At 43.1% G+C, this 23,035-nt stretch carries 12 protein-coding genes; all 12 read right to left on the reverse strand.

Features of this window, described 5'->3' with window-relative positions:
* Positions 1–6: 6 nt before the first annotated feature.
* Positions 7–1,503, reverse strand: a complete 1,497-nt coding sequence (locus L0M98_RS12140; RefSeq protein WP_227216129.1) for a RagB/SusD family nutrient uptake outer membrane protein — start codon at positions 1,501–1,503, stop codon at positions 7–9.
* 21 nt (positions 1,504–1,524) lie between these two features.
* Positions 1,525–5,040, reverse strand: a complete 3,516-nt coding sequence (locus L0M98_RS12145) for a SusC/RagA family TonB-linked outer membrane protein (RefSeq protein ID WP_227216131.1) — start codon at positions 5,038–5,040, stop codon at positions 1,525–1,527.
* A 144-nt stretch (positions 5,041–5,184) separates the two neighbouring features.
* Complete coding sequence (locus L0M98_RS12150; protein WP_227216133.1) at positions 5,185–6,375, reverse strand: FecR family protein; 1,191 nt, start codon at positions 6,373–6,375, stop codon at positions 5,185–5,187.
* A 128-nt stretch (positions 6,376–6,503) separates the two neighbouring features.
* Positions 6,504–7,049: an RNA polymerase sigma factor gene (locus L0M98_RS12155; protein ID WP_227216134.1), complete on the reverse strand. Its 546-nt coding sequence runs from the start codon at positions 7,047–7,049 to the stop codon at positions 6,504–6,506.
* A gap of 130 nt (positions 7,050–7,179) precedes the next feature.
* The gene (locus tag L0M98_RS12160) at positions 7,180–9,945 is read right to left on the reverse strand and encodes a zinc-dependent metalloprotease (RefSeq protein WP_227216135.1); all 2,766 of its coding nucleotides are present in this window, start codon (positions 9,943–9,945) and stop codon (positions 7,180–7,182) included.
* Positions 9,946–10,076: 131 nt separating this feature from the next.
* Positions 10,077–10,910 (reverse strand): hypothetical protein, encoded by an 834-nt coding sequence (locus L0M98_RS12165; RefSeq protein WP_227216137.1) that lies wholly within the window; start codon positions 10,908–10,910, stop codon positions 10,077–10,079.
* 19 nt (positions 10,911–10,929) lie between these two features.
* Positions 10,930–12,495 carry a RagB/SusD family nutrient uptake outer membrane protein gene (locus L0M98_RS12170; RefSeq protein ID WP_227216139.1) on the reverse strand — a complete coding sequence of 522 codons (1,566 nt, stop codon included), beginning with the start codon at positions 12,493–12,495 and terminating at the stop codon, positions 10,930–10,932.
* A gap of 7 nt (positions 12,496–12,502) precedes the next feature.
* A complete protein-coding gene (locus L0M98_RS12175) occupies positions 12,503–16,051 on the reverse strand; it encodes a SusC/RagA family TonB-linked outer membrane protein (protein WP_176554917.1) in 3,549 nt (1,182 codons plus the stop codon).
* Between the two features lie 149 nt (positions 16,052–16,200).
* Positions 16,201–17,382, reverse strand: a complete 1,182-nt coding sequence (locus tag L0M98_RS12180; protein ID WP_227216147.1) for a FecR domain-containing protein — start codon at positions 17,380–17,382, stop codon at positions 16,201–16,203.
* A gap of 195 nt (positions 17,383–17,577) precedes the next feature.
* On the reverse strand, positions 17,578–18,177 hold the full coding sequence (locus L0M98_RS12185) for an RNA polymerase sigma-70 factor (protein WP_227216148.1): 600 nt from the start codon (positions 18,175–18,177) through the stop codon (positions 17,578–17,580).
* Positions 18,178–18,198: 21 nt separating this feature from the next.
* A complete protein-coding gene (locus tag L0M98_RS12190) occupies positions 18,199–20,808 on the reverse strand; it encodes a hypothetical protein (RefSeq protein WP_227216149.1) in 2,610 nt (869 codons plus the stop codon).
* A gap of 17 nt (positions 20,809–20,825) precedes the next feature.
* Positions 20,826–22,979, reverse strand: a complete 2,154-nt coding sequence (locus tag L0M98_RS12195; protein ID WP_186976716.1) for a cation:proton antiporter — start codon at positions 22,977–22,979, stop codon at positions 20,826–20,828.
* Between the last annotated feature and the right edge of the window lie 56 nt (positions 22,980–23,035).

Genomic DNA, 23,035 nt, shown 5'->3' on the forward strand with positions numbered 1-23,035 from the left:
TCTCGATTAACGTTCATTTTGTTTCAAATAAGGATTACGATCTAAAGCGGATTGCGGTATCGGCAATACATAACGGGGATCTTCCCGCTCCAAGCTGATTTCCTGTTTAGATTCCGGGGCAATAAAATACACGTGTGTCAATTCAGGCATCCCGTAACGACGCAGATCAAACCAACGATGTTCCTCGAAACATAACTCTCTACGGCGTTCGTCTTTATAGAACTGTAATAATTCGTCAGCATCCGCGATATCAACCTTCGTGTAAGTGACATTCCGCGTATCATAACGATTTTCACGCAACCTATTCAAATCATCCAAGGCCAATGTCCGGTAATTATCTTCACCTGTTTCCATGAATTTACGCACATACGCTTCTGCCCGATTCAAGTACAATTCTGCCGTACGAATTCCCCGTGTCGCCCATTTATTATTTTTTCCACCTTTAAAACCATAAGAAGGATAAATAACAGCTCTAAAAGTAGACCAATCCATCCAAGCCTCATATTTAAAATACATATATCGCCGCAAATCCCAATGATTATCACTCTCCGCAGAAAACTCGTACAAATCCATTAACTCGTCCGATGCAGTATAAGGAGCTGTTGCCAAACCGCCCCCTCCGGGATAACACGCGGATTCCGCTTGACCTCCATACATCCAGATAATTTCATCACTGGTAGATTCATTATAGACACTCCAAGTACTGCTTCCCTGATATTGCATGGCATCTTCCGTCGCACTCGCCAAAGAGGTTAGAACGGACTTCTCTCCCAACACCATGTTGGCATATTTCAAAACATTATCCCAATCTTCCATGTAAAGATACACTCTACACAAAATTGACTTTCCAGCCAAGGCACTGATTTTATACAAGGACATGTCTATCCTATTTTCTTCCACTAGCTTAATCCCTTCTTCCAGATCGGTTACTATCCGTTTATACACCTCTGCCACGGTATTCCGTTCCATGAAGCCATCGTTCACCTCCATCTCCAATTTTAAAGGTACTCCCGGGTTTTGAGCCGGATCTCCATAATTATAAGGTAGTCCGTAATAATTTACCAGTAAAAAATAATAATACGCACGCAATACAAGAGCCTGTCCCCGCATATTATTTTTTGTCTTCTCCTCCCCGCTTACCCGATCCATATAATCCATGACCGTGTTGCACCCCATGATTTTATTATAACAAACCTTCCAAGTATTATACCGGTTATCAGTGAGTTTCTCGTATATATCATCCCCCCAAGAAAACAAGGGATACATATTCTCGACAGAACTTTCCAGCGTTTCCTGTCCTCCGGCACCGTTACATTGCACATCGTCCGTAAAAAAATCAATATAAGCATATTGCAAATAGTTCATGGGATATGCCTCACCAACCATTACCTGCATCAAATCGTCAACAGTCGACGGACGCACTTGGTCCTTACTGGATTCTTCAAGGAAATCGCTACACCCGACGAATCCCAATAACAGTAGAAAGAATAATATATTTCTCATACGATTTATCATATATAGTCATTAGAAACTTAAATTCAAGCTGAATGTATAATTTTGCGACAAGGGTTGAGAGCCGGTGGCAACTTCAGGATCTTTTCCTTTAAAATCCTTACTTACAATCATAAAAGGATTGGACACACTGAACGAGAAGCCCACATTTTGAGCAAACTTCTTGATCCACCCCTTGGACAAGTTATAGGACAGTGAAATATTGTTACACCGAAGAAAAGAAGCATTCACAACCCGGATATCCGTGTAATTATACAATCGGTAACTATAAGTACTCCCGGAAGGTAAATTCGTACTGGCATTCGTTTTCTTGTATTCCGGCAAAGCAGGGATATTCGTGTGTTCTTCATCACCCGGTTTACGCCACCGGTCTACTAAATCTTTCGGTAAATTATTATACTCGTACGGGGTACTGTTTATTATGTCGTCATCAAACATGGTCGCTAAAAACTTTTTACCTCCGACCGATAGATAGAAAGAAGAAGAAAGAGTTAAATCCTTGAATCTAAATCCCATGTTCAGTCCGGCAGTAAAATCCGGATCTAACTTTCCCATATACTTCATATACACGGTAGCATCCGTGCGGGCTTCCGGGGCATCGACATCGGGCAAATTATACAGAGGGACTCCGTTCTTCGGGTCTAATCCGGCAAACTCGAATGCCCAAAATCCCGACACGGGATAACCTTTCTTGTTCACGTTCCCGGCAACTGCCTGCGTCCAGTTCTCGTTCGATTCCAATTTACTGGTAACTTTATTATAATTCTTGGAGGTATTTAATCCCATGGTCCAAATAAAGTTCTTCGTCCGCACGGGGGCAAAACTAAAAGATAATTCCCAACCGTAATTTTCCAACGAACCTCCATTCATCGGCATACTCAACACGCCATTCTCAAAAGGAACCTCTTTATTAATAATAGCGTCTGTGGTCTTTTTATAATAATACTCGAACGATCCGTTAATTTTATTCTTCCAAAACACGAAATCAGCACCGGCATTCACTGTCGCTGTCTTTTCCCATTTCAATTTCGGGTTCGGCAAACTCTTTATTTCCATGTAATACTCACCCGTGGCTCCGGATATTCCAGCTCCGGACGGTATTCTGGCAATCAAATCCGGGCTTGCCGCCTCACTTGCATTTCCTTGGTATCCGTACGTCAATCGGAAACTAAATTCATTCAAGAAATCCTGTCCCTCCAAAAAATGTTCCCGTCCCATATTCCAACGCAAACCGAAAGACCAAACCGGAAGATAACGGGCATCCTTGTCCTGCCCGAAACGATTGGAAGCATCCGACCGAACACTGGCATTAAAAACGTAACGCTCATCGAAAGTGTAAGTAAAAGCGCCGTAGAAGGACAGTTTGTTGGACTTGTTATCAATAATAGAGGTTGTCGGTTGAGCGTACAACGTGTTCTCGCTAATACTTCCGACGTTCTGTGTCGTCAAAGGCGGATTCTTTATCGTCTGTCCTCTCTTTGGCAAGTAACCATAATATGTCCCCGTGAATCCGTCATATTTTGTACTGTTGACTTCCTGCCCCACCGTGGCGGTAAGCAGATGTCTTCCAAAATTCTTCACGTAAGAAAATTGATTCCTCCAAGTATAGTTCTCACTGCGTGAATCCGACATATTCAATTGTCCCCCGTGAGGTAATCTTGAAAGTTGGTATTTATCATCATTCGGACCATACATACCAAATTCATACCCACGTATTTTCGCAATAAAATGCGTCATCTCCGTTATCCAAGATTCCCCGTGAGTGGAAGAATAGTTGTACCCTAATGCCATCTCATATTTCAATCCCTTAATAATTTCCCAATTCAAACCGATATTCACATTCAATGAATTTGAGGTATTCCCGTTACCGGACTCTGCCAACTCATTCAACACGTTGTATTTATATCCGTCACGAGTGGTATAATATGCCAATTCTCCATTTTCTTCAAACGCGGGAAGAACCCGGCTCGTGGTAGACGCGTAAGAATAAGGCGAAATGCTATTGTGAAAACCATTCGTTTTTGAAACGCTACCGGCAACTCTAGCCGAGAATTGCAATTTATCCCAGAAAACCGTGTTCACGTTTATACTTCCCTGATAGCTCTCGGAGTCATTTCCTTTGGCAGTACCGTTATTATTTGTAATACCGAAAGAAGCATAATACGTAGTTTTGTCACTTCCCCCGGAAATACTGATGTTATTGGAATAACTAAACGGATTTTCATACAAGAGATCGAACCAGTCCGTATTTATGACTTCCAATTTCTTTACCCCGGTATTGAATTCGTTGTAAGAAATTTTTTCCTGCAAATATTGTTGCAACAAAGCTTGGTACCCCACATTTGCCAAAGAGGATGAACTGCCGACTAATCCGCGTTCATACATTTCCCGTGAAACATCAATCCTCTCCTTGGAATTCATTAAATTCAACTTATCATACGTGACCTTGGAACCAATAGAGAAATTACCCGAATAGCTGATAGACATCCGCCCTTTCTCACCTCTCTTCGTTGTGATCACGATGACTCCGTTTGCCGCTTTCACACCATAGATTGCCGTGGCAGAAGCATCTTTCAACACGGTTACATCTTTGATATCGGAAGGATTTAACCAAGAAATGGCACTCCCCACGAAATTCCGGATCATATCGATGTTATCCGGACTGGTATTATACGTGGATAAATCGGTTGCTTTAAAAGGAAGCGGATCTTCTTGTATGATTCCGTCCACAACCCATACGGGCTCTTGGCTACCCAACAATGTCGAAGTTCCCCGCACCCGTACTTTCTGGCGCGTACCCACCAAACCATCCTGATTTTGGATAACCACTCCCGGCAGTTTCCCTTGCAATGCCTGCTCCAGAGATTGCGTCCCGTTCAATACAAGATCTTCAGCCTTGATAGTACTCACGGAGCCTGCCATGTTGGATTTCTTTACCGTCTGATAACCCGTCACGACAACCTCTGTCATCTCGTTAGGCTCTTCCTCTAATACCACTGTCAACATGGGTTCTCCTTTCCACGTGACCTCTTTCGTCTTCATGCCCACGAAAGAAAACAATAATTCCACGGTATCCCGCGTCGCACTCATGGCGAATTTTCCTTCAACATCCGTGGCGACACCTATTTTCGTGCCTTTCACGAGTACAGTAACCCCGGGTAGTGTTTCCCCCTTCCGGTCTTTTACAACCCCTCGGATCACCTTGTTCTTATCCTTAGGCTCTCCATCTTTCACCCGGTGAATCACAACGGCATCCCCGTTAATCTCGTACTTCAAGTTGGTATTACGCAAACAAAAATCAAGGATATCGCTTATCGATTTTTGTTTCATGTCCAACGACAGGTTTTTCACCTCCTTGATTTCATACGTCCAATACATAAAAGTAAAGTCCGTCTTCCTTTCCAGCTCCCAGATTACCTGTTCCAGAGATACATTTTCCAACTGTACATCCAATAATTTACTTTGAGAATGTACGGCAGCCGTTACCTGAAAACAAGAAAACAGAATCAAAAATACTTTCAATTGCATAATCCATGAAATTTTTTGCCAATTTCCTCGTGAGAGAAAATTAGAATCTCGTTTTTTTTCCATAATTTTGAATGATTAATAAAGAACAATTATTATTAAGTTGATTCGGATGCGTTTATGTTACCAGCATAAGCGCATCTTTTATTATTTACTTGAAATATAATACACGCCATCCCTCAAGGAGATCGACATTGACGAATTCATTTGCAGCATATCAATAATCGGATTCATATTGTCGTACCGGTTCAATTTGGCTCCAATCCTGATATTCTTCGCCTCTTCATCCATAAATTGATATTTGACATCATACCACTTGGCCAGATAAGACATTATATCTTCCAAACGTTCATTCCGAAAAATAAATTTCCCTTCCCTCCATGCGATATAACGCCCGACATCCACTTTATTGATTACCATCGTTTTCGCGCCTTTTTCGTAAATCACCTGCTCCCCGGGAACAATATCCTCAAATTGCCGACCGTCAAAAACCTGCACCTTTCCTTCTGCCAGAGTTGTCGTCACGCTCTTTTCATCATCGTAAGCCCGCAGATTAAAAGAAGTTCCCAATACCTTGACGGACAAATCCCGAGTCTTTATCACGAACGGATGTTTTGCATCCTTCGCTACTTCAAAGTAAGCTTCTCCGGACAACTCGACCATCCTCTGCCCCCCTTTGAAACTTACGGGGAAACTTAATTCCGATTCCGCGTTCAAATAGACTTTTGTGCCGTCCGACAAGGTTAATGTATATTCCATCCCCGTCAAAGTACTTATCGTGTTTCGGATTTCCTCCTCATCCTTTACATCGTGTGCGACATAATCTATTCCCGTCGAATCCGTCACAATCAGAGTCCCGTCCGTTTCCTTCATCATGAACGTTTGGTCTTTCACGATATCCACCGTTTTCCCGTCAGCCAATGTCAGACGTGCCCCGGTGGTTCCCGCTTCTATCTGGTAAGCAAAAACAGGTTGTTTCGGCTCTTCTTCATGAGATTGATTCAACCAAAAAAACAAACCGCAAGCGATTAGTATTATCCCCACCGCCGCGTATCTGAAAACGAACTTGAACCGACTCACCCGACTGCTTTGCTTTTCTCCCGGGAGTACCTTTGTCCTCCGATTCTCCTCGAAAACCTGCCATCCCTCTTGCCGGTCAAATCGTCCAGCGACATGTTCAAATTCATCATAATTCTCCCGTTTAAAGATATCCTTGGCCAAACAACTGTTTTCCTTCTCCCAAAGCTCATACCTCTTCCTATCCTCTTCCGTCTGAGTATTCATGAAAATAGCTGCCAGAATTTCTGCAATCTTAAAATGTTTCTTAGACAAACCCATAATACTTGTCGTTATAATTTTATACTATAACACGCTAAGTTCAAAACAGGAATAGTCCGAAATCAAAAAAAAATTACACAGCGGATAAGCAGAAGCATTAAAACTTTAGTAATGAGAAGCATAAAACATCAGCAAAACAATAACAACAAATAAAAATGTTCTTTCAACTGCTCTCTCAATTTACGATAGGCAGTTTGTTTCAGAGATTTCACGGAACCTTCACCAATCCCCATTTCTTTTGCAATCTGGGGATTCGTCAATCCGTCAAGAGAATAACGAATGATAGTCCGCATCTGCGGCGGTAACGCGTTTACAGCCTTCCACACCAAAAGATACGTTTCCTGTGCAACAACCTGATCCTCGAAAACACCCTCAGATTCCAACTCCCGCCCGTACTTCTCCAAATACCCCTGACTTACTTTCTCGTGTCGCAAGATATTTAAACAACGGTTGCGAGTGATTGTATAAAGATATCCTTTTACCTTATAAATATCGTCAAAACGCTCTCGTTTTTCCCAATAATCAGCTAAGGCTTCCTGAGCAACATCCTTACATTGCTCATCATCTTTCAGGTATTTAGCGGCAAAAACACATAACATGATATAGTAATCATCAAAGAATTCCTTGAATGCCTTCAAATTCCCTAATTTTATATCCGATATAATATCTCGCATTACATCACCATGTTATCTTTATTTATGAAACAAAAATAAACAATATTCATGTATTACCCTGAAAAAAGTCGAGGAAATTCTTTTATGAAGAATTCCCTCGACCTTACTAAAATACATTTATGCTTCCCGACTATTTTTTTAATCTTCTTTCTAACATAAATAATAATGCTTCATAATGCATAAGCTCCGCACCTTGTGACGTGGAAACTTTACTTTCCAACAAACGTTGAATCCGTTTCCCTAACGTATATATATGAATGTCCGAATTATCTATAGCCAACATGGAAATTTGTCTTTGCCATCCATACCCGGAACCGAATTTAATAGTTTCCGGCATATCCTGGCATTCTTCTCTTCTTAATTCACCGGCAAATTTATTCGTGAGTCCGGATTCATCCAACCCGTAAGCAAGCACATCTTCCAAGGAAGGTCTATACGCGTCCTGTGCATTCACGACCCCGAATAGTCCTCCGGATTGTTTATCCTTAAACGTTTCCGCTACCATATTCACGGCAGCCATTTGCAACATTTTGTCCCCCTCTGTCAAAGGTTTGCCATTAATCGTATTTTCAAAAACCAAATTGTAGTAATCATCAAAGAACTCCTCTACCGTGTAAGGATCCGTCGCAACGTGCGCGGACAACATCACACCCTTATACAATTGATGCAAACTCAAGGCTAATGATTTTTGGATCATTACTCCCATATCAATTCCAAGAGGGAATTTACTAATCAATTTCTTATCACATACCCAATCCGAATTGCGAAACTCGTTCATCACCCATTTCATCGAAGCTTTCTGTTTTTCTCTGGGAACAGAAACAACCCGTTCTCCCGGAGTCCCTTCTTTCACCTCGGATAAATAGATTCCCCCGATATTATACATCACGTTACGAATATACCGATAATACTGGTTACAAATACCTTGATAAAGACTCAACTTGTGAGAATCGTCCGGATCATCTTTAATCCAAGAATCCAAATTTGACAAAATGTATTTCAAATTTTTAATCCCGTACTCTCCCGCCTTCATCGGATCATCACCCAAATCTTCCTCCAGCGCACTCGGATCATAACGGCTATATACTTGTTGACGACCGTAACGATACATCGGATCCCCGGCTTTGGCATCTACCATTTTTTCCAGAATTACCGCTTCTTCATTCATACTTTTAGCTGTCGGGAAATACTCGTAATTCCATTTTACCAAATATTCATCATATACACCCAAATCAGGGGGAGTCAAGCTGACACCTTTATCCCCGGGTTGCGCGACATAATTGAAACGGGCATAATCCATGATAGAAGGTGTTGTCCCGTATTTTTTCGTGTACTCCGCCGAACGTAAAGATTCTACCGGGATTGCGGCAGACGCCGCCATATTATGCATAAATCCGAGTGTATGACCGATTTCGTGAGCTACCACGTATTCGATAGATTCATCCATAATCTTTTTAGGCATTTTCTTGTTTCTCACCAACGGATCTATTTGTGCAGTCTGGACAAAACGCCAATTATTAATCATTTGCACCATATTACTGTAAACTAACACGGAAGCACTGATAATTTCTCCCGTGGTAGGATCCACGTACGAGGGACCCATGGCATTAGCGATACTCGTGGGTAAATAACGCACACAAGAGTACTTCAAATTATCCGGATCAAAGATCGTATCATTTTTGGGGAAATCCCGTACCTGCATCACATTCTTGAAACCGATTTTCTCGAACGCTTTATTCCAGCGCAAAATGCCTTTCTTAACCGGTTCGATCCATTCTTTCGGGAAAGCCGTATCCACGTACCACACGATCGGCTTTTTCGGCTCTACCAGTTTACCTTGCTTGTAAGCATTGACATCCTTGGGTTCAACACGCCAGCGATGTGCCACGGAATAAGTGACCAACCGGTCTTCAGCTTGCGTGAAATGTTCCTTATCCGTCAAAAAGATGCCGACACGCAAATCACTCTTACGGGGACGCATTTTATCCTCGGGCAACAACATCAGGGAACGAGTAGCAACCACCGTCACATCCGCTCTCGCGTAGGTTGACATTAGATAAGTCAGACTCACCGTGTAAGGCATAAGTACCTTTACCGTCAGATTATCATCAAACGTTTTGATACTACTCACAACCGAAGCACCAAATTTCATTTTCGGCAAAATATTAAAAACGGAATAGCTTCCCCGGAATAATGGCAAATACTCGTTCTCTTCCGTGAAAAATTTAGTTACCTCGAACACGACTGTCGTTTGATCCGGTTTAAAAGCTGAAATTTTAAATGCCTCGACAACAACATCTAAAGAATTAGCCTCGATCGCCGACTTGATATTTTTTTCTTTCGCGTCATAAGTAGTCGTGGTATTTACACGTTGCAAATAAACTAATGAATCGACCAACTTGAATTTCACGTGCATCATCGTTCTGTGTGCCATATCGGCAAACACGCTGTTACTTGTTTCCGAAGCCGCAGAAGAAAGCACCATTTCCCGTCCGAAATATTCAAGAGGCATTTCAAAATAGAGTTTCTTGTCTATCTTGTGCAGCGTGATAAAATCACTTTCAGAAGTTTCAAATGCCTTGTCTGCAAACAAGCGATCATAGGCGGTTTTCCGTTTTTCCGAAAATTCCTTCAATTTTCTTTTCGCTTCTTCCTGCGCCATTTTAGCACTATCATTAACCAAGGTATCACTTTCAGCGCCCTCTTTCCGGTTGGATTTCTTTTTATCCATGACCTCTTTCAATTTTCGCCGCACCTCGGTTTCTTTAGTACTATCCTTGGTCAAGGTATCATACAGACATCCGTAACCGCTCTTCACCTCATTCGAGGCAAACAATTTTCCATAACCCGGTAATAATATTAATATTACCAACAATGCATACATACAATTTTTCATACTATTCTATTAAAAATTAGGTAACAAACTTCCATTTCTATTCGATTACAAATAGAGTCACAGGGAAAGAAGGTTCAAAAAGTCTTTAACCACTTTTCGAACAACTTCTCCCATAAACATTAAAACTCGCTCTAATCCGTCAATACTTTTCCGGTCAACAATTCCAAATCTATATCATACAATCTCTTCATTTCGCTCACGAATAACTGTACTCTGGTTTTGCATGCCGGATAACTCCGAAATCGCATATTGATGATCGTTTGACTCGTCGACATCAAATAATCTATCGTTTTTTTGAAATCTTCCTGAAGGTTCAATTTGTAAGTACTCCCATGAATAATTCCCATATTATATGCTGCCGTCAAATTTGTCGCTAACGAATAATCCAAATTCAATGCTATCGGAACTTCAAATTTCCCGTTATCAATAATATAGGTCCAGAAAGCACTATTGATATTCTTTTTGAAAGTACTCTCCGCCGTTGCTGTCATGTTCTGCAGGCTCTCGTTGATATTACCGAAAGTAATACTGATATTTGTTGTCAAATTCGCCGCATTTGAATATCCGTTCCAGATACTGTCCGCCAGATAAATATAATGAGGCAGGCGTCCCACGAAAAATTCTCCCGGATAAAGATCCAACCATAAATCAAACAAACTGTTCACTCCCGCTTCAAGACTCTCTTTTTTAGGCGGAACGATACGGTAGAGTCCGTACCCTTCGATAGACTGGATATTCCATAGCGGATCATGCGCCCCGTACTCGTACAGAATAAATATTTTATTCTCGTTGTAAAAATCGAGTATCAACGAATCGTACTTCTCGTTCCCCTGCGGGAGAACGTATTTCACGGATAAGGCCTCGGAAGGAGCTATCGGATCGTCATCCTGATTACATCCTCCTATCATGAAAGAACACACGGCAAATACAAAAACTACCGGTTTCAAAAAAGTCATCCTATTCATATATCTTCTAATATTTTTATTATAAACTCACGGGTAAACGCGGAGACGATAACGTCTCGTTCAATTGCAAACCACTATTCAAATCTGTTACGTAAGCAGGAATTTCCAACACGTACAGAGGGTCATGCTTCTCCAACACGTATTTTTCTCGTGCATTCCCGTCAAGAGCCCAAATCTTTTCCAAACGAGGCATACCGAAACGACGCAAATCGAACCAGCGTTGTCCCTCGTAACACAACTCCTTCCGGCGTTCTAAACGATAGATATCTATTAATTCGTCGGCATTTTTCATCTCGATGCCGGGCAAGGCAGCTCCGCCCGCGGACACGTAACGTTTGGAACGGAAGTCGTTCAACAATTGCAATGCCTCATTTCCTGCCCCGGAATTTCCCGCCTTGTATTGCCCCAACAATGCCTCTATTGCGTTCAGGTAAGCCTCCGTCACCCGCACTCCTTGCGTGTAAGCTGATGTCGAAGTCGGGTATTTCAAAACGGAAACCATGACACTCGAACTAATAAGTTCCTTAATAACTTGTCCCGTTTCATAATCGTAATACGAGTCAAACACACTATCCCTTGCCACAGAGAAGAAACCGTCAGCACGGGCATCTTTCCATTCTTCACTCTCGAAAGATTCATACAGACTATAAGAAGCGACAAACGCACTGCTGGAAAGATTGGCATCACCTATGCCCCACACATTATCCTTAGTCCCGTACATCCAGAGAATATCATCATTTTCAGCCGTAAAAATAGCCGTCGGTACACCTTGTGTATAATCACACAATTCTTTTTGTCCCATAACCACCCGGGCATGCTCCAACGCCTTTTCCCAATTTTCCATGTACAAATAGATTCTTGAAGCCAGCAAATGAGCAGTGAGAGAAGATACCCGGTATTTCGTACTTTCCTTTTTCCCTTTATCAAAATATCTTATACTGTTCTCGATATCTTCGACGATCAACGAATAAACCTGTTCTACCGTACTCCGGGCAAGACTTAACGCCCCGATTTCCGGTTCGGTAACAATAGGAACACCCAAACTTACCTTGGGATCGTTTTTCTCGTCATTATAAGGCCAACCGTACAAATTCACCAACTGGAAATAATGGAACGCACGCAGGCAATAAGCTTCTCCTTTTAAATAATTTTTGTCAATTTCCGAACCGACGGATTCATCCGCATATTCCAGAATAATATTGCATCCCAATATACATTTAAAATGAGCCTGCCAAGGTAACACCCCCTTAGTCGCACTATAAGTACTCCCCGCCGTATTATTAATGACATCATTTACAGCCCCGGGTTGCCACGTGTAGAATAATTTATTCTCGATATCAGCATCCCTGTATCCCGAAGAGTAAGTACTGGTCGGATAATTATTCTCCACGTCATCATCCATGTAATAGAGCATCCTATTCACAACCTGACTATTAGGCAGATATCCCTCGTACAACAATAATTCACTAAATGCTTGGGTAGATTCCGGAGTTACTTCATCCGAAGGAGTTTTCGCCAAAAAATCATCACAAGCCTGACAGATTAGCACAAGACTTATCAACAGTAATATATTCAATCTTCTCATGGTACTCCTATAAATTTAAATTAATTGAAAAATTATACGATGGAAGAATCGGTACATTCATGGAACCGGCTTCCGGATCTTCTTTATGCAACCGTTTATTCTTTATCACAAACAGATTCGTTCCCGTCAAACTGAAAGACAAAAAGGATAATTTCACGTTTGACAATATCTTCTCGGGCACTTTATAGGTCAAAGTCATCGATTTGCAACGCATGAAATCGGCACTCACTACTCGATGCTGGGAAGCATCCCACATTTCATAGATATTACTTGTTCCACCGGGGTGTATGCAAGATGCCGATTCCGTGGGACGCAAGAAACCCGGTTTGTTGGTTGTATTTTCATCCCCGGATTTTCTCCAGTGTTCAACAAATTCCACGGGCAAATTTGCATCGAATTTCGGAACGGTAACCGTATATTGCCCCTTCTGATAAACCGTACGCAACCGCTTCATTGCTCCCAAAGCAAAAGCGAAACTCGAATTAAAGGATAAATTCCGATAGGATAGGTTCACGTTAAATCCTCCTACTATATCCGGATTTTTACTACCGGAATGTACCAGATATTTCATCGGATCACTTCTTAATTCTTCTTTCGTGTAAGAGGTGTTTTCCCCTAAATCAAAAATAGGCATTCCATTGCTTCCCAATTCTTTAAAGTTCCACGACCAGAAAGAACCCACGGAGTAACCTGAAAAAGCGGAATACCCGTTCAAATAACTCAAGTACACATCTCTATACCCGGGACGTTTAACCTCGTTACGCGTAAAAGCCACGTTAGCCGACAAAACGAAGTTCCAATCTTTTGTTTTCACGACATTCCCCCTCAATGACAATTCAACACCCTCATTAGTCAACTTACTATCATTAAAATAAGTTTTCTCAACCCCGTACGCCAATGGCAATTGTCTATCATATAATACCTTATCACCAAATTTGATATAGTATTCCGCTGATAGCGAGAATCTGTTTTTCCAGAATCCCAAATCCACTCCAAAATTCACGGTACGCGTCTTCTCCCAATCCAGATCGGAATTGGGGATATTTCTCAATTGTAATTGGAATTCTCCCACGTAAGGATTTATCGCATTATTTCCGGTCAGATACCCGGCTATCAATTTCGGACTCACGCCATACACCACGTTTCCCTGAAAACCATAGCTCACTTTCACGTCGAGAGCACTTAACAAATTCTGATCTTTCATCCACTTCTCCTCCAACATGTTCCAACGACCACTCACGCTCCATATAGGAGAGAAACGGAACTTCTTGTTCTCACCGAAGCGATTGGTTCCATCCACGCTAAAACTAGCATTCAGCACGTAACGACGTTTGTAATCATAAACCAATGCTGCCATTACTTTCACGGCATTGTTGGGTCTGTCCGAAAGTGTCACGCGGTGTTTCGACGTCGAAGAACCATAATTATTGCCTAAAAAACCGGAATCATCTTTATTATATTCATAAAAAATAGTCTTTCCCCTGTCCGGGAAATAACCATAATCACTGGAATTAAAGCCACTGCTTTTCTGTGAAGAAATTTGACCTCCACCCATAAGATTCAACGAGTGAGCCTCCTTCCACACGTGGGTAAACCGAAGTGTTCCGCGAAGTTCCCATCGGTTATTATCCTGATCGCGGCGTTGGTAATATCCCCCGTATGGGTATTGGGAAAGCTTACTTTCCATTCCCCCGATATCGACAGTCCCGTAATCATACCCTCTTTTTCGTGCCATATAGGCACTTTGCTCCGTGGCGTAACCAATCTCCACTCCATGTGCCTCCTTATAAGCAAAAAGCAGTTCGCCCCGTAAACCCTTCCAAATATCCATTTTCAAATTTGCAGAAGCAGAAAATTCCGTTGTCTGGGTTTTCTTGGAAGTGTTTGCCAACTCGTCGAAAATATTAAACGTGATCGGGTTCTCGAATTTATATTTTATCCCGTCAACATCCCCGGATAAAGATTTTATCTCGGTGATATAACGCTCGTCAGGAGCAATCGTTCTCGATGTCTGCAAGGCATAATACATCGGGGTAGTTCCCATGAAACCCCATACTTTACGGCTCGAATAACCCATTTTTAAATCCGCTTTCAACCATTTAGCCAATTCCGTGTTCACCCGCACGTTAGCCGTGTAACGTTTCGTGTCGTCACCTTTTTGAGTTCCCCGGTCATTGGCAAGTCCCAATGAAACATAATACGTTGTATTTTGATTTCCACCGGAAACTGACAACGAATGATTATCACTTACCGTGTTCTCGAATAGCAAATCAAACCAATCCGTGTTAAGTTGCTCGCGGTATTGATACTCTTTCAAGGCATCCTCCAGTGACCCTTTCCCGTTCAAATAATCAATCATGGTTTTCTCGAAACCGTACTGTGGCAACACTTCAAACACAAGGCAATCGTCAAACATCTCTTTCGTGATAGCCATTCTCTGTTTAGAATTCATCATGTTAGCCGACTTCCGGTAACTCGGACGCTCCGTGAATTTCAAATTTCCCGTGTACGACACCGTCATTTTTCGGGCACTTCCTTTTTTAGTAGTAACCACAATAACCCCGTTGGCCGCTTTCGTTCCATAAATAGCGGTAGCTGCCGCGTCTTTCAGAAAAGTGATACTTTCAATATCCATCGGGTTCAAACCGGAAATGGCATTACCGAACATAGAGTAATCTTCCCCGTCCGACAAAGCCATTATATCTTCATTCGACAGGTTCATGATATCTTCCTGAATCACCCCGTCGACCACCCATACCGGAGCGGCATTACCCAACAATGTTGCCGTTCCCCGCATTCTCACCTTTGGCAAAGAAGAAGGACTGCCGGAACCATACAGCAACATCAAGCCCGGAATTTCACCCTGTAGAACATCTTCCACGGAAGTAGCTCCCGGCACCATAACATCTTCCATTTTCACCGTGTAGGTCGAAGCTGCCGACAATTCTTTGGCAATAGTCTGGTAACCCGTTACAACAACTTCGTCTACCTCTTCCACTTTTTCCCGCATCACAATCTCGTATACCATCACTTTCGTCACCGGAACAACTTGCGATTCCATTCCCACGAAACGGACAAGTAATTTCTCTTCTATACCGTCCTTCACGTTGATAGAAAAAAATCCCAGCGAATCCGTCACGGTTCCCTGTCGCGGGTTACTTTTCAAAAACACCACAACTCCCGCTAACCGATGCCCTTGCTCGTCTTTCACCACGCCATGAATCCTACGCTCTCGCTGTTGTGGTTGACTAACCGTCGCTTTCTTTGCGGATATCAATATCGTTTTATCAGAAATCTCGTAAACTAAATTAGTATTCTTCAGGCAGAGTTTCAACACTTCCTCCACGGTCGCATTTTTCACCTTCAGATCGACTCCTTTCACGGCTCTCACGTCCTGAATATTATACAGGATATAATACCCGGACAACGCGCGCAACTCCTTCAGCACCTGTTCCAGTGTCGCACCTTTCACTTCCATTTTAATTTGCTGTTGTCCCAATCCCGGCAATGCAGACAGCAAAGTCGGGAACAGCATCATGATTACAATTAGTCGCATCACTCGCAAAATTTTACTTTTCCACCCATGCAGGTGAACAATTAATCCTTGTTTTTTCATACATTTGTTACGTTTTTAATTTATTCTCGCGTCAATTGCCAAACCGAGGCGAGTTTAATTACAATCTGTCCGATAAGATTTACCCGATCTTATCGGATTTCTTTTATCACGATATTTCGACCCTTAATCGTGTAGTCCACGTTCTGGGTCTTTTTCAGCATATCCAATATTTTTGAAATATTCTCGTACTTCCGGATCACCCCGTAAAAAGTCTTTTCCCGCAACACGGGCGACTCGATCGTGATATCCACGTCATACCAACGGGCTAATTTACGCATCATACTCTCCATATTCTCCTCGTCAAACACAAAGAGCTGATCTTTCCATCCCACGTAACTTTCCACGCTGACTTCCCGGCTCTCAATATTCCCCGTGCGTACATTCATCTCTGCCTGTCGTCCGGGAGTCAGCACCACCGGTTGTCCCGGCTGTATTTCCGAAGTTACCCGCACACTTCCGTTTACCAACGTAGTCTGTATCACGGGCTCATTCCGATAAGCCATTACATTAAACGCGGTACCCAACACCCGTATCGCCATACCTTCACAATGTACCTCAAACGGTTTTCCCGTGCGTGTCACCTCGAAATAGGCTTCACCTTCCAGATACACATCCCGTCGCTCACCCGTGAAAACCACCGGGTAACGCAACCGGGTTTCCGAATTCAACCACACCCGTGTCCCGTCTGCCAGTGTCAAGCGATACTCTCCCCCGCGGGGAATAATTATCGTGTTGTACTCCAACTTTGTCCCCGAAACATTTCCATCCACTTGATAAGCGAGTATATTTAAATCATTCTTTACCGTTATTCCGGCCATACGCGAAAGGTCTTTTGCCTCTCCGGCTGTCAAATCTATCCTGCTGCCATCAGCCATTTCCAATATAGCACGTTCTCCACCGGGAAGCACATCCGCCACCACCGGACTCGGCTTCTGCTCTTCGCTCGTGAATAAAAGGATTCCTACAGCCAGCAAAGGTATCAATAACACGGCAGCCACCCGCACAAACCAACGTATCCGTCGAACTTTTCGTCCGGTCTGCCGCACGCCGGGCATTACCCTCTCCTTCACCTTATCCAAGGAATAAGCCTCGTATTCCCGCAATCTTCCGGCAACAAATTCCACCTCTGTCACCCGTTCGTAAAAAGCCTTGTGTTCATCACATTCCGCCAACCATTCTTCCAAAGCTTTCTCTTCATCCGGAAGAATAATTCCTTTCATTCGGGCTGCAATCCACGAAGCTATCTTCAAATTATTCTTGTCATTTACCATACTTGCATTTCCACCATTTGAACAAATAACGACTACCCTATCAAAAAGAATGACAAGTTTTCCATTTATTTTGAAAAAAAATAATCCATCTTAAAAATTAACCGATACGAACTAAACAAAATCCGATATAAATTCTTGGAAACTACACAGTGTTTTACACGGATTTCGCCATACCGGATTATTCGGCAACAATCTCTACAGCCATAAAAAAGCTTCCCCGAAAACCACTAACACGACTCCTACACCAAAACGATTTTTTAAGGTCGTCATCGCCCGTTGTTTTTGTGTTTTCACCGTGTGGATAGATACTTTCAACGTGTCGGCAATCTCTTGATTACTCAAACCTTCCAATCCCAATTTGAATACCCGGGCACATTCGGTCGGCAATTCTTCTATCGCCCGATAGAGTTGCCCCAGCAATTCCTCCTCGATCATCTTCTCGTCCAAAGTATCTTCGCTCAACTCCCGAATCAGCTCGTTTTCATGCTTCTCTATCACTTGCTGATGCTTTAATTGATCCAAACACTTATTCCGGGCACTCTGGTAAAGAAATACACGAATCGGTAGTAAAGCAACAAAATCTTTCCGCCGCTCCCACAAACTCATAAAACTTTCCTGTACAATGTCTTCCGAGAAAACATCATTTTTCAGAATAGAGTTACAATAAAAATAAAGAGACTTGCCGTAAGTTGTCAACAAGAAAGCCAAAGCTTCCTCATCGCTTTCCCGGAGTCTTTTCACCAGATAATCCGGCTCTTCCCGAAATCTCTTGTTTTGTAAACTTCTATCTATCACGATGCATAAATTTATACAGGATCATTTCAATATCAACGGTATTCGCTTCCGGCAAATAATTCCATTTGTCGTGATTCCCTCCACGGTAACGGTATATTTCCCGTAAGTATCAGCGGTATAGAACGACAGCTTTGCCGGATTTCCCTTGTCTATCGTCACAACCGGCTTCCAGTAAATCGTGGAACGTTCGTCATAGCGATTATCTTTGCGTACGGAATCCACGTCATATTTCGGTACATAGAATTCGTCCGGTACTTGATAACCCAGTAGCTTAAACGGTAATACGTTCGGACGTCCCAAGGGTTTCGGAGTCCATCCCGGTTCCGCTGAAATAATCAACACCCCGTTCGCTCCTCGTTCGCCAAAAAAGATCTGTCCCTGCATACGGTCTAACAAAGATATATTCCGTAACGCACCCACCGGAATCAACCGGATTTGATCCATCGGCTCCTCGAAATCATTCACCAGTACATAAAGTTTACGCCCGAACTGCTTGAAACAATCTTCCCCCTCGTCATCCTTCTCGAAAGTGACACCGGGCAACAATTGGATAATCTGGGTAATATCGAACATCCCATTCTCGGCAATTTGGGCGGAATCCAACTGGTGGTTCGCCAGATTATCATAGAACGAGTAGGACTTCTTGATTTTCCGCCGGACGACTTGCACCTCGTCCAACACGTATATTTTCTCGCCATTCTCGTAATAGTAATTCAACCCGTGTTGCTTGTAAAATTCCTCTTCTTTCTTTTTCTCCTGCATATTATAGGGTAAGTCATAAACGGCAGGTAAAAATTCATCCTCATCCACTCTCACGGTAACACCCCGACGCCCTTTCGCACTCAATGCCTGTACCAGAAAACTCGTGCTGTCATGGAATGCTATTCCGTCCACGACAAAATTTCCCGTTTCGTCCGTTTCCACCATACGGCAAAGCCCGTAATTGGAAATCAACACGATATTCGCTCCCTTTGACTTCTTCCCCCAGAAATTATTTACCCGTCCGGACACGATTTGTCCGATTTCCAACGGGAATTTCATTTCAGAGAACTCTCCTTTGGCAATCTTGGAAATATCAAACCGGGTCCACCCGTGAGTCATCATCACGAGGTCAAGGTGCGCGGCAACCTCCGGGGTTGTATCGTTAAAGTAATACGCGGGATGATCTATATACCCCTTTATATCGGAAGTCATCAGCAAATTGGACAAAATATTATCCTCCAGCGAATCCTGCACCACCTTATCATTGTCCGTGACAGAAATAGAAAAAGAGCCGTCCAGATATCCCTTGAAAGGTTCATCGAAATCAATTTCCATCTCCACCAGTTCCCGGCTGACGTAAGTCGGTTTATTCGTGGTAATCTTCAATTCGGGACGCTGTTTGAGCTTCCTGAAAAACAAACGCTGGCTATACACGTTAGCATCCCCGTCCATCAACACGATATGTGAAATTCCTTCCGGAATAACGCTCATATCGATACTTCCTTTCATTAATCCGTTTACCCGGTTGGACCCCAGAAGCATACCGCGGCAATGTACCAGAACATACAACTCTTTCGGTAATTTCGCATTCACTGCCTTAATTACCCGATAATGTAACATAGAGTCCTGCCCGATAAGCGAGATACCCCACCCGTCGTCAGAAACCTTCGGCAAATCAAATCGCTTTTCGACCCCTTCTTCCGTTCTCATGACGGCATAAAATTCCTTACCCGGATTCACCGGTAACTTGAAACATCCCATCCCGTCATGTACTGTTTCTATCGTGGCAATCACCACGGAATCCTGATATATTTCTCCGCTGGCATGAACGGCACGCCCATCCGCCCCAATAGCCTTGAACGCCACTTTCTGCCAATTATTGGACAACAACGAACCGCCTTCCGGGAAAAACTGCACGTCAAAATCCCGCAAATGGGCTGGTATATGAATATATCGTTTGAAAGGAAACGGACGTCCCTCCGGAAACTCCACCTCGATAGTTTTCATCGTGGTATCAATCTTCACCTCGAATTTCCCCTCCTTATTCGTCCGGGCGTTTTTCTTGGAATACTGATCCTTTTTAATTCCGGCGATATATGTCAGTAAAACCCCATCATAAGGCTCTCCCTCGCTGTCCAGCAACCGAATCGTCGCCGTGTAATTATTCTCCCGGTTTTTCGTGTAAGTCACATCCGTCCACACCTTGGAATCTTCCGGATTTATAACCCGTATTTTCTTCTTGAACAGGAAATCCTCCCCTTGATTCTGCATATAGTAAGTATATCCCCGCAAACAATAATCCCCTTGTTGCAAATCCTTCGGGATGTTCACCTGACCGTAAAAAGAGGAATCCCGTGACACCACCTTGATACGCTGCACAATAGAATCCCGTCGGTCTACCAGATCAACATACACGAATCGACTGTACACGATAGGCTGCAAGCCCGCCGCATGAACAAGATACGCCCGAAACCAGACTTTTTCCCCCACGTTATAGACACTTTTATCCGTGTGCAGATAAAGTTTTTCCTGCTGCAATTCCCGAATCTGTGCCGTGAGGTTACTCAATAACTTTTTCTCGAACGGGGACATTTCCTTAAACGCATAAGCCAGTAAAATAATCCCTAAAATGACAACGACTTTTTTCATACACCTACCACATAAAATTATTTATTCCTTTTAAACAGACTCCTCATCACGTCCGCCAAATCATCCAGACTATCATGTGAATCCGCATGCGGTATACTCTTTAGCGCTCCAAGTTCCTGTTCACCTATACCTATTTGCATCGGGTAAATCAAAATACAACTATGCCTATTGAAATATTTGTTCAGATACGTCGGCACCAACGTCATGTTTTTCACGTAAGACGGGTAATTCCGACGGCTCATCACGATCATCAAAGCATCGTTCTCCTTTACATCACGGGAAATAATCAAGAAATCATCCCAATCGGCAAATTCATTAAATTCGACTTCAACAGCATGTTTCGCATTCACTTCCTGCAAGACCGACAACACCGAGGCATCAGCATAAAATATAATTTTACTACTCGAATTTTTAGCAATATTCCATATCCGTATAACCCAATACGGGAAACCGATTTCCCGTTCGGCACGAGGGGGAACCACCACGATATATCGTTTGATTGTCGATAAGGGTTGCGACGGACGGTACACCAAAGTAGTCGTCGCACATTTCGACAAAACCCGGTCTGTCAGATTACCTAAGAAAGTATCCGATATCTCGCCCTCTTTACGGAGTCCCAACACGATATCCGTGATCTTATGTTCTTTCGTGGCATTTTTGATACCGTTCACCACGTCGTCGTCATAGCGCAAAGAAGTCACTAACTGGTTGTCCGTGGCGGCTGCCGCTTTCGTGGCTTTTTCCAATAACAGATTCGCTCTTTTTTCTGCCGTCGAATCACCCGTGTCCGCTTTAATCACGTTCAAAGCGGTCATGACCGACTTCGCTTTCTTTGATTTTATGGTTACGGCAAGATTGACCAACTCTTCCACGTTCTCGATATTACTCAACGGGATCAATATCCGGTCTTCCGCATCCTCGTCACTTTCCATCTCTTCCTCGGCAAACTCCGCCAAGGCTACCTCTTGCGCCCCTTTCTGCGTGGCAAAGGAAGCGACAATACAAGTCACCAGAATCATCACGATCGTACCGTTCAACACGCTCTCGTTCAGCAAACGAATCGGTTCCCCGTTCGGTGTCGTCCCTAATATCACGTTATACCCGACCAACACGGCTGCCAAAGTTGCCGCGGCTTGTGCGTTACTCAACCCGAAAATCAACGTTCTCTCCGAACTCGTGAATTTAAAATTCCGTTGAGTCAACCATGCCGGAATAAACTTGGAAACCGTGGCTACCACCGTCATAACTACTGCTACCCATATCGAAGTCAGATCATTAAAAAACACGTGAAAATTAACCAGCATCCCGACTCCTATCAAAAAGAACGGAATAAAAAGAGCGTTTCCCACGAACTCGATCCGGTTCATCAAAGCGGAAGTATTCGGAATCAGACGATTCAATGCCAACCCCGCAAGGAATGCCCCGATAATTGCCTCCAACCCGGCGGCTTCCGCCAAGAAAGAAGCCAAGAAAACCAATCCCAGCACAAAAATAAATTGCCCTACCCGATCATCATAACGCTTGAGATACCAATGTCCCACGACGGGAAAAACCCACAAGACAATAAACGCGAACAATACCGTCGAAACTCCCAGTCTGATCCAAAAACCTTGAGTCAGTTCCCCGGTAGACATTCCGACAATCACCGCCAACACGAGCAAAGCGAGCAGACAAGTAATAACAGTCCCCCCGATCGCAACATTAACCGCCCTGTTTTTCGTGATCCCGTATTTACTGACAATCGGGTAAGTCACCAAAGTATGCGAAGCAAACATACTCGCCAACAATATGGAAGTCGGATAAGAAAAATCCAATAAATAGACTCCCGCAAACGTTCCCAGAATCATCGGAATAAAAAACGTGTACAAACCGAATATTAAACTTCTCTTGCTATTCTTTTTGAAATCCGCCATGTCTATTTCCAGACCGGCAACAAACATGATATACAATAATCCTACCGTCCCGAACAACACGATACTGCTATCCCGATCCATAACGTGCAAACCGTAAGGACCTATCACCGCCCCGGCTATGATCAAACCGACAATATCCGGAATCCGGAACCGGTGTAACAAGAGAGGTGCAAACAGAATAATAAAAAGAATTACAGAGAATATCAACACCGGATTGGTCAGAGGCAATGTAACACTTAATATATTCAGATGCATCATAGGAAAAAAATTTAATTCTTTGCATTACAAATTTATTCTTTTTTAATGAAGAGAAA

The organism is Butyricimonas sp. DFI.6.44, assembly GCF_022132345.1.
Lineage (GTDB): Bacteria > Bacteroidota > Bacteroidia > Bacteroidales > Marinifilaceae > Butyricimonas > Butyricimonas muris.